The sequence below is a fragment of the Duganella sp. CF458 genome (assembly GCF_900113115.1).
Taxonomy (GTDB): Bacteria; Pseudomonadota; Gammaproteobacteria; order Burkholderiales; family Burkholderiaceae_D; genus Rugamonas.
Genome location: NZ_FOOF01000009.1, coordinates 179,962 through 195,125 on the forward strand (window position 1 = coordinate 179,962; position 15,164 = coordinate 195,125).

General features: G+C 64.3%; 14 protein-coding genes. 8 read left to right on the plus strand and 6 right to left on the minus strand.

What is annotated here, in order from left to right; translation table 11 throughout:
- Positions 1-55: 55 nt before the first annotated feature.
- The 3 genes from BM269_RS15595 to BM269_RS15605 all read right to left on the minus strand — a co-directional run bounded on the left by BM269_RS15595 (position 56) and on the right by BM269_RS15605 (position 3,215).
- Positions 56-1,834: a tetratricopeptide repeat protein gene (locus BM269_RS15595; RefSeq protein ID WP_229204667.1), complete on the minus strand. Its 1,779-nt coding sequence runs from the start codon at positions 1,832-1,834 to the stop codon at positions 56-58.
- A 14-nt stretch (positions 1,835-1,848) separates the two neighbouring features.
- Entirely contained in the window at positions 1,849-2,280 is a 432-nt protein-coding gene (locus BM269_RS15600; RefSeq protein ID WP_090438417.1) for a nuclear transport factor 2 family protein, read from the minus strand.
- An 86-nt stretch (positions 2,281-2,366) separates the two neighbouring features.
- Positions 2,367-3,215, minus strand: a complete 849-nt coding sequence (locus tag BM269_RS15605) for a CAP domain-containing protein (RefSeq protein ID WP_090438420.1) — start codon at positions 3,213-3,215, stop codon at positions 2,367-2,369.
- Positions 3,216-3,266: 51 nt separating this feature from the next.
- On the opposite strand from BM269_RS15605, the gene BM269_RS15610 reads away from it, so the two are divergent.
- The gene (locus tag BM269_RS15610; protein ID WP_090438423.1) at positions 3,267-3,806 is read left to right on the plus strand and encodes a DUF2058 domain-containing protein; all 540 of its coding nucleotides are present in this window, start codon (positions 3,267-3,269) and stop codon (positions 3,804-3,806) included.
- Here BM269_RS15610 and BM269_RS15615 read toward each other — a convergent pair.
- Positions 3,796-4,776: a cyanophycinase gene (locus BM269_RS15615; RefSeq protein WP_090438426.1), complete on the minus strand. Its 981-nt coding sequence runs from the start codon at positions 4,774-4,776 to the stop codon at positions 3,796-3,798. The genes BM269_RS15610 and BM269_RS15615 overlap by 11 nt on opposite strands.
- Positions 4,777-4,838: 62 nt before the next feature.
- Positions 4,839-5,543, minus strand: a complete 705-nt coding sequence (locus BM269_RS15620) for a glutathione S-transferase N-terminal domain-containing protein (protein ID WP_090438429.1) — start codon at positions 5,541-5,543, stop codon at positions 4,839-4,841.
- Between the two features lie 120 nt (positions 5,544-5,663).
- Here BM269_RS15620 and BM269_RS15625 point away from each other — a divergent pair, with 120 nt between their 5' ends.
- Complete coding sequence (locus BM269_RS15625) at positions 5,664-8,102, plus strand: penicillin acylase family protein (protein WP_090438432.1); 2,439 nt, start codon at positions 5,664-5,666, stop codon at positions 8,100-8,102.
- A 56-nt stretch (positions 8,103-8,158) separates the two neighbouring features.
- Positions 8,159-9,358 carry a diguanylate cyclase domain-containing protein gene (locus BM269_RS15630; protein ID WP_090438435.1) on the plus strand — a complete coding sequence of 400 codons (1,200 nt, stop codon included), beginning with the start codon at positions 8,159-8,161 and terminating at the stop codon, positions 9,356-9,358.
- A 15-nt stretch (positions 9,359-9,373) separates the two neighbouring features.
- Here BM269_RS15630 and rnk read toward each other — a convergent pair whose 3' ends face one another.
- A complete protein-coding gene (rnk, locus tag BM269_RS15635) occupies positions 9,374-9,757 on the minus strand; it encodes a nucleoside diphosphate kinase regulator (RefSeq protein WP_090438438.1) in 384 nt (127 codons plus the stop codon).
- A gap of 313 nt (positions 9,758-10,070) precedes the next feature.
- Between rnk and galE the strand changes: the two genes are divergently transcribed.
- From galE to rfbD, 5 genes are all read left to right on the plus strand, one after another.
- Complete coding sequence (gene galE, locus BM269_RS15640; protein WP_090438441.1) at positions 10,071-11,078, plus strand: UDP-glucose 4-epimerase GalE; 1,008 nt, start codon at positions 10,071-10,073, stop codon at positions 11,076-11,078.
- A 102-nt stretch (positions 11,079-11,180) separates the two neighbouring features.
- The gene (galU, locus tag BM269_RS15645) at positions 11,181-12,068 is read left to right on the plus strand and encodes a UTP--glucose-1-phosphate uridylyltransferase GalU (RefSeq protein WP_090438444.1); all 888 of its coding nucleotides are present in this window, start codon (positions 11,181-11,183) and stop codon (positions 12,066-12,068) included.
- 205 nt (positions 12,069-12,273) lie between these two features.
- A complete protein-coding gene (locus BM269_RS15650) occupies positions 12,274-13,056 on the plus strand; it encodes a glycosyltransferase family 2 protein (RefSeq protein ID WP_090438447.1) in 783 nt (260 codons plus the stop codon).
- A 147-nt stretch (positions 13,057-13,203) separates the two neighbouring features.
- Positions 13,204-14,271 carry a dTDP-glucose 4,6-dehydratase gene (gene rfbB / locus BM269_RS15655; RefSeq protein ID WP_090438450.1) on the plus strand — a complete coding sequence of 356 codons (1,068 nt, stop codon included), beginning with the start codon at positions 13,204-13,206 and terminating at the stop codon, positions 14,269-14,271.
- Positions 14,268-15,164, plus strand: coding sequence for a dTDP-4-dehydrorhamnose reductase (rfbD, locus tag BM269_RS15660; RefSeq protein ID WP_090438453.1), 897 nt, complete (start codon positions 14,268-14,270; stop codon positions 15,162-15,164). Before rfbB ends, rfbD begins: the two co-directional genes overlap by 4 nt.

The following is a 15,164-nucleotide window of genomic DNA, read 5'->3' on the forward strand; positions in this document are numbered from 1 at the left end:
TCCATCGGGAGGCAGCGGCCCTGGCGCTTGCGCGCGACCGCGCCGCCAGCCCGGCTCACAGGCGGGCCAGTTCCGGTCCGCCTTTGGGACCCAGCCAGGTGGCGGCGAAGCGCTTGCGGGTGGCCGCCGCCGCTGCCTTGTCGCCGCGTTTCTCATACACGGCGACCAGGCCGCGCAAGGCCCAGCCGTTGCTGGGCGTCTTGGCGAACGAGGCGCGGAACGCCGCTTCCGCCTCATCCAGCTTGCCGGCTTTCAGCAGCGCCGCGCCCAGCGACTGGCGTACCGGGTAATACCAGTACGGCGGCTCGGTATAGGGCAGCGCGTCCTGCGCCGCGACCGCCTGCGTGAACAGGGTGATGGCGCTGGGCAGTTCGCCTTTCGCTTCGGCCAGCTTGCCCGCCGCCACCAGGCGCGCGGTGCGCACGATATCGGCGCCCGGCACGCCCCAGTCAACCAGCGGCTTGAAGTCGGCCTTCTGCTCGATGGCGGCAATGCTGTCCACCTCGCGCTGGCTGTCGTCCCACATGCCCTTGCGTGCGAAGCCGACCGCGCGCGCGTAATGCCACATCGCGCGCAGCAGCACGAATTCCTCGGCCGGCGCCGGCAGGGCCAGCAGCGTTTCGGGGCTGCTGAACTGCACATGCGCGAAATAGGGCGAGGCGCGCACCGGCTGCATCGGCGGGATCGCGCGCAACTGTTCGGGGCTGATCGCTTGCTCCAGCCTTTGCGTGGCTTGCAGCGTGGCCTTGCCGTCGCCGCCCATCAGCGCCGACACCATGGCGAAGTGGATGTTGTGCGGATAGTAGGCGCCCTTGTACACGGCATCGCTGGCGGCCGCGCGGAAGTATTTCTCGTCGATGGCGATGGCATCGAGATTCGACTGCAGCGCATCCTTGTACATGCCGACACGGTAGTAGATGTGCGAGGGCATGTGCACGATATGGCCGGCGCCGGGAATCTGCCTGGCCAGCTGGCGCGCATAGGGCAGCGCCTTTTCGGGATGGGTCGACGCTTCCACCGCGTGGATGTAGTAGTGGATCGCGCCAGGGTGGCTGGGATTGCGCTCCAGCACCCGTTCCAGCGCATCGACCATTTCCTGGGTGCGGCCTTTCGGGCTGGCGCCGCCGGCTTCCCAATAATTCCAGGGCGACAGGTCCATCAGCGATTCGGCAAACAGCACCTGCACCGTGTCCTCGTTGGGGAAACTGCGCGCCGCTTCGGTCATGGCGGCGGCATACGCCTGGTCCAGCGGTGCGCGGTCGGCCGGCGGCTGCGCGGCGTAGCGCTTGCCGACGGCGCGTACCAGTGCCTGTTCCACCGGGCTGGCGCTGCTGGCCGCCGCCGCTGCGCGCTCGGCCGCCGCGAAGGCCGGCGCCGCCATTTCGGGGAACATCGGTGCGTTGATGTTCGGCCCCAGCACCAGCGCCTCGCCCCAGTGGCACATGGCGCACTGCGGGTCGGCCTGCTGGGCCGCATGGAAGGCGCGCGCCGCTTCGGCGTGGTTGAAGGCGAACAGCAGGCGCAAGCCCTGGTCGAAGAAGGCCTGGGCGCGCGGGCTGCGCGTGGTGATCGACCAATGCAGCTTGCCCAGGTCCTGGTACAGCGGCGGCGGGCTGGCCTGCTGGGCCGTGCGCGCCTGCTGCACCGGCTTGAATGGCGCCGTTTCCGCTTGCGCCAGCATGGCCAGCATGATGGGCCGCCCGCCGGCCGGGTTGGCGCACAGGGCGCCATCCAGCAGCGGGTCGAACACCGGTTCGCGCAGCGCCTGCGAACCGGTCGGCAGGGCGCCGGCCGCGAGGCACAGCATCAGGGGCAGGGCACGGGCAGTCGGCATATCGGCTCTCCTGTTTAGTGGTGCAACGGTTTCCCGGCAGCCTGGCCGGTGGTGGCAGGATGCAAGGCATGTTCCAGCTTGCTGGTGTCCCAATAGCTGCGCACTGCCGCGATTTTATCGTCGCGCATTTTGAAGATATGGACGAACGGGTTGTCGTAGGCAATGCCGGTGCTGCGCGCGATCCAGCTTGAATCGCCGGTCACCACTACAGTATCACCTTCCTGCACCATGGTCTTGGGTTCCAGGTAGGTGCACTGGACCGTTTCATTCATCTTCACGAAGTACTCGGCTATTTGTTGCTGGCCGTGATAGCTGCCGCCTATGGGCAGGTAGTCAGACTCTGGACTGTTCAAGTCCGCATCGTTGTTGAAGCGTGCCAGCAGGCCTTTCAGGTCGCCTGCCGCATACAGCTGGTAGCATTCACTGATGAATTTTTTGGTGTCCATGGCATCCCCCAATCACCGGCACCTGCAGCGGCATGCCGCAGGCTGCCGATCAGATAAGCCTAGTACGCAAGGGGCGGATGTCAAGCTCAGCGCGGGGCGCCGAAGACCTGGGTCCAGTAGGCCGCCGGACGCTTGCTGTGGCGGATGCTGACGCCGGCGCCGAACTCGGTGAATTTGGGATTCATCAGGTTGCGGCAATGGCCCGGGCTGTTGAGCCAGCCCGTCACGGCTTCCTGCGCGCTGGTCTGGCCGCGCGAGATGTTTTCGCCGACATGGCGCCAGCGGTAGCCATGCGCTTCCGCCCGCTGCGGCACCTCGTTGCCTTGCTTGTTCTTGTGGGCGAAGTAGCCTTGCAGCGCCATGTCCTCGCTATGCGCCTGCGCCGCGTCGGCCAGCTGCCGGTTCCAGGCCAGCGGCGGCGCCGCTTCCATCCAGCTGTCGCCGCATTGGCGCGCCTCGGCACGGGCCGCGTTGGTCGCCTGGAAAACCTGCTGCGCCGCTGCGGCATTGCCCGGCAACAGCGCCACCGGGTTGGGCGTCGGTGCTGCCAGCACGATGGTCCATTCGTTGCCGGAGCGGTGGGCGCCGATATCGCGGTAACGCGTGCTGCCCAGGGTGGCGCAATACGATTCGCGCAAGATGTCGAAGGCGCTGCGCGCATCGCCAGGCCCTTCCACGTTGACCGCGTCGGCCACTTCGGGATCGTAGCCGGCGCTATCCAAAGCGGCCAGCAGGATGATGCCCGGCCGCAGCGCAATGCGCGATAGCACCGGCCTTGGCGTCAGCAGCGGCACGGCGGGACGCAGCTTGCCCTGGCAGGTGGCCGGGGCCGCGCGCCAGGCATTGACCATGGCCGCCAGTTGTTCCGCGTCGCCCGCCTGGGCGGCGGGCAAGTGCGCCACCCAGGCGCTTGCGAAGAGGATCAGCCGGTTCATTGGACGACTATACCTGCTCTGTTAAACTGCGGGCAATAAAGGAGTGTAAACATGGTTTCGTTGCAAGAACAACTGATGAAGGCTGGCCTGGTCGACAAGAAGAAAGTCAACAAGGCGCAGCAGGACAAGTCCAAGCAGCACAAGGAAGAACTGCGCAGCGGCACCAAGGCCGTCGACCAGTCGCGCGAGGCCGCGCTGGAACTGCAGCGCAAGAACGCCGAGCGGGCGCGCGAACTGAACGCGCAGCGCGATGCGGCCGCCGCCCAGAAGGCCATCCTGGCCCAGGTGGTCCAGATGGTGCAGCAGCACCGCCAGCCCAAGGGCAACGGCGATGTGGCCTACCACTTCACCATCGGCAGCAAGATCGAGCGCATCTACGTGTCGGACCAGGTGCAGCAGCACCTGGTCAACGGCCGCCTGGTGATCGTGGTGCTGGACGGTGTGGCCGAACTCTTGCCGAAGGTGGTGGGCGAGAAGATCGCCGAGCGCATGCCGGAAGTGGTGGTGGCGATCAAGAAGGCCGCCGGCGAGCAGCCGGCGGAAGACGATCCTTACGCCGACTACAAGATCCCGGACGACTTTACCTGGTAAGCAGCACCCCGGCTTCGGCGGACACGGTAAACGGCAGCGTCGCCCCGCCATAGCCGGCCCAGTTGCGCAGGTCGAAGCTGCCGCCGCCCGACATGCGCTGGCCTTGCAGGTTGAGGTAGGTCAAAGGCTGTTTCGGCTGGCATACCTGCGGCAGTCCGACCGACTGCAGGAAGGTCACCGAGCCCGCGCCGACGCGCGTGCCTTTGCCATCTTCCACCAGCAGTGCCGTTTCCACGTCCACCCCGATGCCGCGCGCCATGCCGGCCCAGCCATCGTTGACGATGCGGGCGATGAAGGCCACCAGGCGCCCCAGCCGGTCGCGCGTATCGAAGTGGGCATCGGTGATCACGCTGCCCAGCTCGGGCAGCAGCAGGAAGCCGCGCTCCAGCGTCATGCGCTTGTCGAAAGGATCGGCCAGCGCCGCTTCCGACGTGATGCTGCCGTTCAGCGCAGCAAAGCCGAAGCGACCCATCAGCGCCAGCCCTGCGCTGGTGCCGCCGATCGGGATCCTGCGCCCTGCCAGTTCCTGGATTGCCGCCTGCACCGGCGTGCCTTGCCAGAAATTGATGTAGTCCGACTGGTCGCCGCCGGCGATGAACAATTCTTCCGCGTTGCGGATCCGCTCGATCACGAAAGGATCGTTGGCGGCTTCGCGGCTGGGGATCACCAGCGTCTCCACCGAGCGCGCGCCGCCCATGGCGTAGATATAGGGGTTGTAGGCGTCGGTGCCGCGGCTGCGGATCACGACGAAGTTGCCGCCGCCACCTTTCTGGATCAGCCAGGCAAAGGCGGCGTCGACGTCAGGCCCGCCGCCCATCAGCACCAGGCTGGTTTTTTTCGGCTGCGGCAGGACGACGTCAGTGGGGTCGCCCACCGCGTAATACTGGTAAGGCTTGCCAGCGTGGGCGGGGGCTGCCAGCGCGGCGGCCAGCAGCAGGAAGACGGCAAACAAGCGGTGAAGGCGTAGCATGGCGATGCTCCCGGGCCAGGTGAATCCAGCCCAGCCATTGTACGCCCGTCACTTGCAGGAATTTAGCCTCGGGCCGGAATATTCAGGCCGCGCGCCACAGCCGGGCGGTCAACGAAGGCGCCCAGCACGCGGCGCACATTGGTGAATTGCTCGAAGCCGACCAGCTCGCCGGCGCCATAATGTTCCACCAGGTTGCGCACCCACGGGAAGATCGCGATATCGGCGATGCTGAACTGCTCGCCCATGATCCACTTGCGGCCTTGCAGGCGCTGCTCCAGCACGCCGAGCAAGCGCGCCGATTCGCTGATGTAGCGGTCGCGCGGGCGCTTGTCTTCGTATTCCTTGCCGGCGAATTTGTGGAAGAAGCCGACCTGGCCGAACATCGGGCCGATGCCGCCCATCTGGAACATCACCCACTGCATGGTTTCGTAGCGCGCCGCCGCGTCCTGCGGCAGCAGCTTGCCGGTCTTTTCGGCCAGGTAGATCAGGATCGCGCCGGATTCGAACAGCGGCAGCGCTTTGCCGCCGGGGCCGTCCGGATCGATGATGGCCGGGATCTTGTTGTTCGGGTTCAGCGACAGGAATTCCGGCGACATCTGGTCGTTGCTGTCGAAGCTGACCAGGTGCGGCTCGTAGGCGAGGCCGATTTCTTCCAGCATGATCGATACCTTGACGCCGTTCGGCGTCGGCAGGGAGTACAGCTGCAGGCGCTCAGGATGCCGGGCGGGCCATTTGGCGTTGATAGGGAAGTCGGTAATGCCGGTCATGCGCAAACTCACTAGGTCGGACAATGAACGGCGATTATGGGGCATTCCTGCTTTTCATGCCGGGCCGGGTTATTATTGCCAAGCAAATAACTTTGCCAATACCGAAAACTAGGAGACAAGATGAGACAGCATGTTTTATCCCGTATTCTGTGCTTGATTCCCTTTGCCCTGCTGGCGGCCTGCGGCAGCAGCAGCGACGACCCGCCGGCGCCGCCCACCACCGCGCCAATCACCGGTACCAATTTCGTCGCCTCGATCCGCTACACCTCCTACGGCGTGCCGCACATCAAGGCGGAAACCTTCAAGGGCGCCGGCTACGGCTATGGCTATGCCTTTGCCAAGGAAAACATCTGCCTGTACGCGGAAGAACTGGTGACATTGCACGGCGAGCGCGCCAGGTACTTCGGCGGTGCCGGCGGCTACCTTGGCCAGTTGGGCGACACTTTCGGCAATATCGATTCCGACTTCTTCTACAAGCTGCAGTTCACCCCGGCGCTGGCGGCCAGGATCAAGGCCGCCTCCAGCCAGGACGCGCAAGACCTGACCGCTGGCTTCGTGGCCGGCTACAACCGCTACCTGAAAGAGACGCCGCCGGCCAGCCTGCCGACGGCCTGCAACAACGCCGCCTGGGTGCAGCCGATGACGGAGGACGACGCCTACCTGCGCTTCGCACAAGCGGCAATGGCCGGCAGCTCGCTGGCCTTCATCAAGCAGATCGGCTCGGCGCAGCCGCCGAAAAGCGCCACGGCCGCGCTGCTCAAGCGCAGCAAGCCGCGCCTGCTGGCAGCGTCGGACTATGCCAATTCCTCGATTGCCAAAGGGCTGCAGGCGCTGCAGGAACACAGCATCGGCTCCAACGGCTTTGGCCTGGGCAAGGACGTGACGCAGTCCGGCAAGGGCATGGTGTTCGGCAATCCGCACTTCCCGTGGTGGGGCGCGCTGCGCCTGAACCAGTTGCACCTGACCGTCACCGGCAAGGGTTATGACGTGTACGGCGCCACCCTGCTGGGCGTGCCGCTGCCGCTGATCGGCTTTAACGACAAGGTGGCCTGGACCCATACCTTCTCGACCGACAACCGCTTCACGTTGCGCTACCTGGCGCTCGCGCCGGGCAACCCGACCCGCTATATCAAGGACGGCAAGCCGGTGGCCATGACGGCGGTGCCGCTGACGATCAGCGTCAAGGGCGCCGACGGGGCCATCACCCCGCTGTCGCGCACCCTGTACACCACCGAGTTCGGCCCGATGCTGATGGATAGTTCCTTCGCCTGGGGCACGGCGTCGGGATTCGCGATCCAGGACGCCAACCTGGCCAACTACAAGCTGATCGACCAGGTCATCCTGAACGGCAAGGCGGCCAGCGTGGACGAGTTGCGCAGCGCAGCCTCCACCTATGTCGCCATGCCATGGGTGAACACCATGGCGGCCGACCGCGCCGGCGACACCCTGTATGGCAACTTCTCGGTGGCGGCCAATGTGCAGAACGCGCAACTGGCCGGCTGCGTTCCAGGCGCGGCACAAGGCGCGCCGTTCCAGGACATCATGGCCAGCACCGGCGTGGTGGTGATGGCCGGCACCTCGTCGGCCTGCGACTGGTCGGGTGCGGTCGGCGCCGCCCAGCGGCCCTGGGTCAAGCGCAGCGACTACATCCTGAACGCCAACGACAGCCACTGGTGGCCGTCCGCCGCCACCTTCCTCACCGGCTATCCGAAAATCATCGCGACCGGCCCGAACCTGGAAGGCGCCCCGCAGAACAACCGCACCCGTACCGGCCACGCCATCGTGCGCGACCGCCTGGCCGGTGCCGATGGACTGGCGGGCAACCGCTTCACCATGGCCAACCTGCAGCAGATCTACTTGCAGGCGCGCTTCTTCAAGGCGCAGAAATGGCTGCCGGAATTCACTGCCGCCTGCCTGGCTTCCGGCACCGCAACGGCAGCGGCCAAGGACGCCTGCACGGTGCTGCAGGCGTGGGACAAGAGCCATGCGCCGGGCAGCGCCGGCGCCATCCTGTTCCACGAGCTGTATGCGGCGCTGGGTGAATTGAATGCGGCGTCCTGGTGGAGCGTACCCTACAATCCGGCCGATCCGCTGGAAACGCCGCGTGGCGCCGCCGGCATTCCCGCCGCCATGGCCAAGCTGGAAGCGCTGGTCGCCGGCAGCCAGTTCGATACCGCGGCAAAACGCCGGACCCGCCCGGAAGAAGTGCAGTCCATCTCGCGTCCCGACGGCAGCCTCGCCGTGCCGGGCGGGCGCTATACCTTCATGAACTGGCGCGGCGTGAAGAACGAAATCTATCCCGGCATCTGGATTTACACGGCTGACTCGAAAACCAACGCCGGCGCCTACGGCAACAGCTATATCCAGTTCGTGACCTGGGACGATAGCGGGCCGGTGGCGGAAGGCATCCTGACCTACGGCCAGTCCTCGAACCCGGACAGTCCGCACTTCAACGACGAGACCAAGCTGTACGCCAAGGGCCAATGGATCAAGCTGCCCTACACCGAAGCCCAGATCACCTCCGACCCGGGCTACAAGCTGGTCGAGATCTCGGAGTAGCCTGGCTGGCGCGCCGTGGCCACCGCCGGGGGCTGGTTTTGCGGTATGCTCGGTCGATGACCGATGCACTAGCGCGCTTGCCGGAACTGTTACTGGATGCCGTCTTCATGGTGGACGAGGGTGGACGCATCGTGTTCGTCAATCCGGCCTGCCGGGCGATCTTTGGCTATGCGCCGGAACAAATGATCGGCCGCATGATCCTCGACTTCATCCATCCCGACGACAAGGCCCGTACTGTGGCGGAAATGGGACATGTGCTGAACGGCCGCCCGGGCCTCGGTTTCGAAAACCGCTACCTGCGCAAGGACGGCAGCGTGGCCCACATCATGTGGACCGCGCGCTGGTCGCCGCAAGACCGCTTGCGCATCGGCGTGGCGCGCGACATCAGCGAGCGCAAACTTGCCGAGCAGCGCCAGGCCGGCATGCTGGCGCTGGCCACGGCCGCCCATGGCGCCGAAACGCTGCCCGAGCTGTTCAGTGCTTTCGACCGCATCCTGCAAGGCTTGCTGCCGCTGCGCGGCATGGTGGTGGTGCTGCAGCCCGGCGAACGCCTGGCCTATGCCAGCGCGCCGCCGGGCACGGCCGCGCCGGAGGCGGCGGGCTGGCACCACGTCAGCCTGTCGGCCTCCGGCATCGCCTTCGGGGAAATGCGGCTGGACCTGGGGCGCCATGGCGCGCTGTCGGCCAGCGATATCGATTTGCTGGAATTTACCGCCGGCCAGGCCGGCGCCGTGATCGAAAGGCTGGCGCTGCACGCCGACCTGGCCCACGCCGCGCGCTACGACGAGTTGACCGGCCTGCCGAACCGGCGCCTGTTCCAGGACCGCATCCTGTCCGCCATCGCGCGCTGCCGGCGCGGCCAGTCACGCGGCGCCTTGCTGTTCATCGACCTGGACGACTTCAAGCAGGTCAACGACCAGCACGGGCATGTGGTCGGCGACCAGCTGTTGCATGCCATTGCGCGCCGCATCACTTCCTGCGTGCGCGAAGCCGATACGGTGGCGCGCATCGGCGGCGACGAATTTGTCGCCTTGCTGGAAAACGTGGCCGACCACGCCCAGGCCCGGGCCCTGGCCAACAAGATCCAGCAGGTGATTGCCACGCCCCTGGTGCTGGCCGCCCGCACCCTGCAGCCGCACGCCAGCATCGGCATCGCCCTCTATCCCGAACACGGGGAAGTGATCGACCAGCTGATGCGCCATGCCGATCAGGCCATGTATGCCGCCAAAGCGGTGCGCAAGGCGGCAGCGACTTGAACTCGGCCGGCTGGATCAGCGGAAATACTCGCCAGCCCGCTCGGGCTGGTACGGCACTTCCAGCAGGCGTACCCGCGACAGCTGGCCATCGGGGCGCGGCCAGCTGATGCTGTCGCCGACCGACAAGCCCAGCAGGGCAGCGCCGATCGGGGTCAGGATCGAAATGGCATCCGGCTGCCGGGCCATGTCCTTCGGGTAGGCCAGCGTCAGGCAGCGTACTTGGTCCGTGCCGTCGATTTCAAAGCGGACGGTGGAGTTCATGGTCACGACGTCCGGCGGCATGTGCTGCGGCGCCAGGATGTCGGCGCGCGCCAATTCTTCGAGCAAGGCGGAGCCTACGCCGGCCAGCGACTCTATGCGCTCGGCGTCAAGGGTGGAAATGGTGATGTGGGGCTTCATTGAACGTTCTCCTGGTTTCGGTTCTGCATGGGGAGCAGCGGGCGGCTCGGCGGGGAGGCGGCTGCCGCAGCAGTCCGGCCCGGGTCCCACCGAGCCTAGGAAAGCCAGGTGATGACAGGCGGGCGCGATGCGCTCCCATCAAGGGAGGCAGCGCTGCAGCATGCAGGGAAGGCGGCCAGGGGCATCATGCGGCGAGTATAACGCGAGAGTGGACAGGGGCGCCGTGCATCGATGCTGTATGATAATTTTGGTAATGTTTCCGGACGCAGCCGCGGCACCGTATATTCCCTTGATTGAAAGTAAAGGTATTCTGATGAGCATTTTCGTAACGGGCGGGGCGGGTTATATCGGCTCTCACACTTGCGTCGAGCTGCTCGCCGCAGGGCATGAGATCGTAATATTCGATAACTTCAGCAATAGCCGGCCCGAAGCGCTGGCGCGCATCGCGCGTATCAGCGGCCGAAAACCTGTCCTGGTCGAAGGTGATATTCGCGATCAGGCTGCGCTCGAAGCGGCTTTGCGCCAGCACCGCTGCGAAGCTGTCATCCACTTTGCCGGCTTGAAAGCGGTGGGCGAGTCGGTCGCCAATCCGCTGGCTTACTACGATTGCAACGTGATTGGCACGCATCGCCTGCTGTCTGCGATGCAGAACTGCGGTGTGCGCACCCTGGTGTTCAGTTCCTCGGCCACCGTGTATGGCGAGCCGCAGCACCTGCCCCTGACCGAAGGCCATCCTTTGTCGGTCACCAATCCCTACGGCCGCAGCAAACTCTTCATCGAAGACATGTTGCGCGATGTATACCGCGCCGATCCGGCTTGGCGCATCGCCATCCTGCGCTATTTCAACCCGGTTGGCGCCCACGAGAGCGGATTGATCGGTGAAGACCCGCAGGGTGTGCCCAACAACCTGATGCCTTATGTGGCCCAGGTGGCGGTTGGGCGCCGCGAGTACCTGAACGTCTGGGGTAACGACTATGCCACGCACGACGGTACCGGCGTACGCGACTATATCCACGTGGTCGACCTGGCGCACGGGCATTTGCGCGCACTGGAGCGGCTGAAGCTGCCTCAATGTACGGAAGTCAACCTCGGCACCGGCATCGGCTATAGCGTCCTGGAGGTGGTCAAGGCCTTCGAACAGGCCAGCGGGCAGGCCGTCCCGTACCGGATTTCCCCGCGGCGTGCCGGTGATGTGGCGGCGTGCTACGCCGATCCGGCCCGGGCGGCGCGTGATTTGGGATGGACCGCGCAGCGCGACCTGGCGGCCATGTGCCGCGACCATTGGAACTGGCAAAAGCAGAATCCAGACGGCTTCGCCTGACAGGACAATTGACCGGTTTTGGGGAGAGGGTTCGCTAAATGTTAGAATGTCGGCCAATTTTGCACGCATATTGGCAGTTAATTCATTGGGGAATCTCTAGTAATGAGTCAAATCAAAAAAGCTGTATTTCCGATCGCGGGACTAGGAACCCGTTTCCTGCCCGCCACCAAGGCATCTGCCAAGGAAATGCTGCCGGTCGTGGATAAGCCGCTGATCCAATATGCGGTCGAGGAAGCTTATGCCGCCGGGATCCGCCACATGATTTTCGTGACTGGCCGTACCAAGCGCAGCGTGGAAGACCATTTTGATACCGCCTACGAGCTGGAAAACGAGCTGGAACTGGCAGGCAAAACCGCCTTGCTGAACATTGCGCGCAGCATCGCGCCGGAGGATATGGTGTGCACCTATGTGCGCCAGCCCCGCGCCCTGGGGCTCGGCCACGCTGTGTTGTGCGCCAAGGAGTTGGTCGGCAACGAGCCCTTCGCGGTCCTGCTGGCCGACGACCTGATGGTCGGCAAACCGTCGATCATGGCGCAGATGGTCGAGCAGTTTGCCGAGTGGCGGGCAAGTATTCTTGCTGTGCAGAATGTTCCGCGTGAAGAGACCAAGCGTTATGGGATCGTCAGCGCTGAAGATGTGGGACAAGACATCGTCAATGTGACGGGTATTGTTGAAAAACCAAGTCCGGAAGCAGCGCCGACCACCCTCGCCGTTGCCGGCCGCTATATCCTGACGCCAGGGATTTTCAAGGAACTGGAAAACCTGCCGCGCGGCGTTGGCGGTGAAATCCAGCTGACCGATGGCATTGCAAACCTGCTGCGCCGCGAAAAAGTGTTTGCTTATCGCTATAAAGGCGCGCGCTATGATTGCGGCAGCAAACTGGGCTTTTTGCAAGCCACGGTAGACCTGGGCTCGCATCACGAAGAAATCGGCGCCGAGTTTTCCGCTTGGCTGGAGCAGCGTCAGCACCACGCGGTGACTGCTGGATAAACATCGAAGTATTGAAATCCTGGCGGCGGCTTGGATTGGCCGCTCCGGCGCTTCCAGTGGCGCCACCCCGTTCGGCCCCGGCAAGTGGCAATGCCTGCGGGCTGAATCGGGGACCTGATCAAAAGGGCCACCCACCACGGCCGCGATCACGACACTTTCACCTGGCTTGACTGGGCCTTGGGCACAGGCCGGGTACTATGGACACATGCGTAAAAAGTTAACCCTCTCGATCGTCAGTCACGGTCATCGCGCCCACGTGGCGACGCTGCTGCAACAACTGGCGGGACTCGGTCGAAGCGATTTTGAAGTCATCCTGACCCTCAACCTGCCGGAGCCGGAGCCGGTGGCGCTCGACGCCCTGCCTTATCCGGTCCGCTTGCTGCAAAATCCGGCGCCGAAAGGGTTTGGCGCCAACCACAATGCGGCCTTTCGGGAAAGTAATGGCGACTATTTCGTCATCCTCAATCCCGATATCGAGTTGCGGGAAGATCCCTTTGGCCCGCTGTTGAAGCTGGCTGAACAAGACAGCCTGAATATCTGTGCCCCGGTGATCCTCGATACGCAAGGCCAGGTCGAAGACAGCGCGCGTAATTTCCCGACGCCGTACGGCCTGTCCAAGCGCTTGCTGTGCCGCTTGCTGGGGCGTTCGATCGTGCCGGATACCCTCAGGCAGGATGGCGATACCCTGCAGCCGGATTGGGTGGCCGGCATGTTCGTGATGGTGGCGCATGAAACTTATCAGCGCCTCGGCGGCTTCAATGACGCTTACTTCCTGTACTTTGAAGATGTCGAGTTTGGGGCACGGGCCCGCTTGGCGGGCTGCCATATCCTGGTGTGCAAGCACGCGCGCGTGATTCACCAGGCCCAGCGCGACAGCCACCGGCAATTGCGTTTCATGTGGTGGCACCTGCAAAGTGCCGCTAAGTTTTTCCTTTCCCTGGTCTATATGCGCGTCTTATTCCACGCAAGGCGAAAGCCAAATAGTTAAGTAAGCGCAAATGTAAGATGTGTTTCAGATGTTGTGCACGGGTCAAATTGCCGGGGTTGCCTTTCTCATATGCGGTAAAATTCCCGTTTGCCTGAACGGTAGAAGCTAATTAATAACTTGTAATAACTTGTATTAAAGGAAGTCACGATGATATTAGTAACGGGTGGTGCAGGCTTTATCGGGGCCAATTTTGTGCTGGACTGGCTGGCGCAATCGGATGAAGCCTTGGTCAACCTGGACATCCTGAGCTATGCCGGCAACCGGGAGACGCTTGCTGCGCTCGACGGCGATGCGCGCCACATCTTCGTGCAAGGCGACATCGGCGACAGTGCCTTGGTGGCGCGCCTGCTGGCTGAGCACAAGCCGCGCGCGGTGGTCAATTTTGCCGCCGAAAGCCATGTCGACCGCTCGATCCATGGCCCGGAAGCTTTCATCCAGACCAATATCGTCGGCACTTTCCACCTGCTCGAGGCCGTGCGCGCCTATTGGGGCGCGCTGGAAGGCGAGGATAAGACCAATTTCCGGTTCCTGCACGTTTCGACCGACGAGGTATACGGTTCGCTGGGCAAGGACGATCCTGCCTTCACCGAAACCCACCGCTACGAGCCGAACAGCCCGTACTCGGCCAGCAAGGCTGCCAGCGACCACCTGGTGCGTTCCTACCACCATACCTACGGCTTGCCGGTACTGACCACCAATTGCTCGAACAACTATGGCCCTTACCATTTCCCGGAAAAACTAATTCCGCTGATGATCGTCAATGCCCTGGCCGGCAAGCCGCTGCCGGTGTATGGCGACGGCCAGCAGGTGCGCGACTGGCTGTACGTGAAGGACCACTGCAGTGCGATCCGCCGCGTGCTGGCAGCGGGCAAGCCGGGCGAGGTATACAACGTGGGTGGCTGGAACGAAAAACCGAACCTGGAAATCGTGCATACCGTCTGCGCGCTGCTGGACGGCCTGCGTCCGCGTACCGACGGCGCCAGCTACAGCAGCCAGATCACCTATGTGACCGACCGTCCGGGCCATGACCGCCGCTACGCCATCGACGCCAGCAAGATCGAGCGTGAACTGGGCTGGAAGCCAGCCGAAACCTTCGATAGCGGCATCCGCAAAACGGTGCAGTGGTACCTGGACAACTCGAACTGGGTTGCCAACGTTCAATCCGGCGCGTACCGCGCCTGGGTCGAGAAGAACTATCTCGAGCGCCAGGCATGAAGATCCTTTTGCTGGGCAAGAACGGACAGGTCGGCTGGGAGCTCCAGCGCAGCCTGGCGCCGCTAGGCGAACTGATCGCGCTCGGCAGCGGCAGCCGGGACTTGTGCGGCAACCTGGGCGATGCCGCAGGCCTGGCCGCCACGGTGCGTGCCGTGGCGCCCGACGTCATCGTCAATGCCGGCGCCTACACGGCGGTCGACAAGGCTGAGAGCGAAGCGGCAGCGTGCCGCGCCGTCAATGCGACCGGTCCGGCCGTGCTGGCACAGGAAGCGGCGCGCCTGGGCGCCTTGCTGGTGCACTATTCGACCGACTACGTGTTCAACGGCTCGGGCGAGGCCGCCTGGCCGGAAGACGCCGCCACCGGCCCGCTCAACGTCTACGGCCAGACCAAACTCGAAGGCGAGCAAGCCATCGTCGCCAGCGCTTGCCGCCACCTGATATTCCGCACCAGCTGGGTCTATGCGGCCCGCGGCGGCAATTTCGCCAAAACCATGCTGCGCCTGGCCGGCGAACGCGACAAGTTGTCGGTGGTGGACGACCAGGTCGGTGCGCCCACCGCCGCCGAGCTGATCGCCGATGTCACGGCGCATGCCGTACGGGCTACGGTGCGCCGTCCGGAACTCGGCGGTGTCTATCATCTGGCAGCCAGCGGCGCCACGTCCTGGCATGGCTATGCCCGCTTCGTGATTGATCAAGCCCGCCAGGCGGGCCTGGCCATCAAGGTGGCGCCTGAGGCCATCGTTGCCGTCGGCAGCGATGCATTTCCGACGCCGGCAGCGCGCCCGCGGAATTCGCGCCTGGCGACCGACAAACTGCAATCCGCTTTCGGCCTGGTGATGCCGCCATGGCAGACCGGTGTCGAACGGATGCTCACTGAATTTATCGAAAAATAA

What these genes read in the sequence shown, in the direction of transcription:
- BM269_RS15595 (WP_229204667.1), bottom strand. Translation starts at nt 1,834, where the DNA reads ATGCCGACTGCCCGTGCCCTGCCCCTGATGCTGTGCCTCGCGGCCGGC.
- BM269_RS15600 (WP_090438417.1), bottom strand. Translation starts at nt 2,280, where the DNA reads ATGGACACCAAAAAATTCATCAGTGAATGCTACCAGCTGTATGCGGCA.
- BM269_RS15605 (WP_090438420.1), bottom strand. Translation starts at nt 3,215, where the DNA reads ATGAACCGGCTGATCCTCTTCGCAAGCGCCTGGGTGGCGCACTTGCCC.
- BM269_RS15610 (WP_090438423.1), top strand. Translation starts at nt 3,267, where the DNA reads ATGGTTTCGTTGCAAGAACAACTGATGAAGGCTGGCCTGGTCGACAAG.
- BM269_RS15615 (WP_090438426.1), bottom strand. Translation starts at nt 4,776, where the DNA reads ATGCTACGCCTTCACCGCTTGTTTGCCGTCTTCCTGCTGCTGGCCGCC.
- BM269_RS15620 (WP_090438429.1), bottom strand. Translation starts at nt 5,543, where the DNA reads ATGACCGGCATTACCGACTTCCCTATCAACGCCAAATGGCCCGCCCGG.
- BM269_RS15625 (WP_090438432.1), top strand. Translation starts at nt 5,664, where the DNA reads ATGAGACAGCATGTTTTATCCCGTATTCTGTGCTTGATTCCCTTTGCC.
- BM269_RS15630 (WP_090438435.1), top strand. Translation starts at nt 8,159, where the DNA reads ATGACCGATGCACTAGCGCGCTTGCCGGAACTGTTACTGGATGCCGTC.
- rnk (WP_090438438.1), bottom strand. Translation starts at nt 9,757, where the DNA reads ATGAAGCCCCACATCACCATTTCCACCCTTGACGCCGAGCGCATAGAG.
- galE (WP_090438441.1), top strand. Translation starts at nt 10,071, where the DNA reads ATGAGCATTTTCGTAACGGGCGGGGCGGGTTATATCGGCTCTCACACT.
- galU (WP_090438444.1), top strand. Translation starts at nt 11,181, where the DNA reads ATGAGTCAAATCAAAAAAGCTGTATTTCCGATCGCGGGACTAGGAACC.
- BM269_RS15650 (WP_090438447.1), top strand. Translation starts at nt 12,274, where the DNA reads ATGCGTAAAAAGTTAACCCTCTCGATCGTCAGTCACGGTCATCGCGCC.
- rfbB (WP_090438450.1), top strand. Translation starts at nt 13,204, where the DNA reads ATGATATTAGTAACGGGTGGTGCAGGCTTTATCGGGGCCAATTTTGTG.
- rfbD (WP_090438453.1), top strand. Translation starts at nt 14,268, where the DNA reads ATGAAGATCCTTTTGCTGGGCAAGAACGGACAGGTCGGCTGGGAGCTC.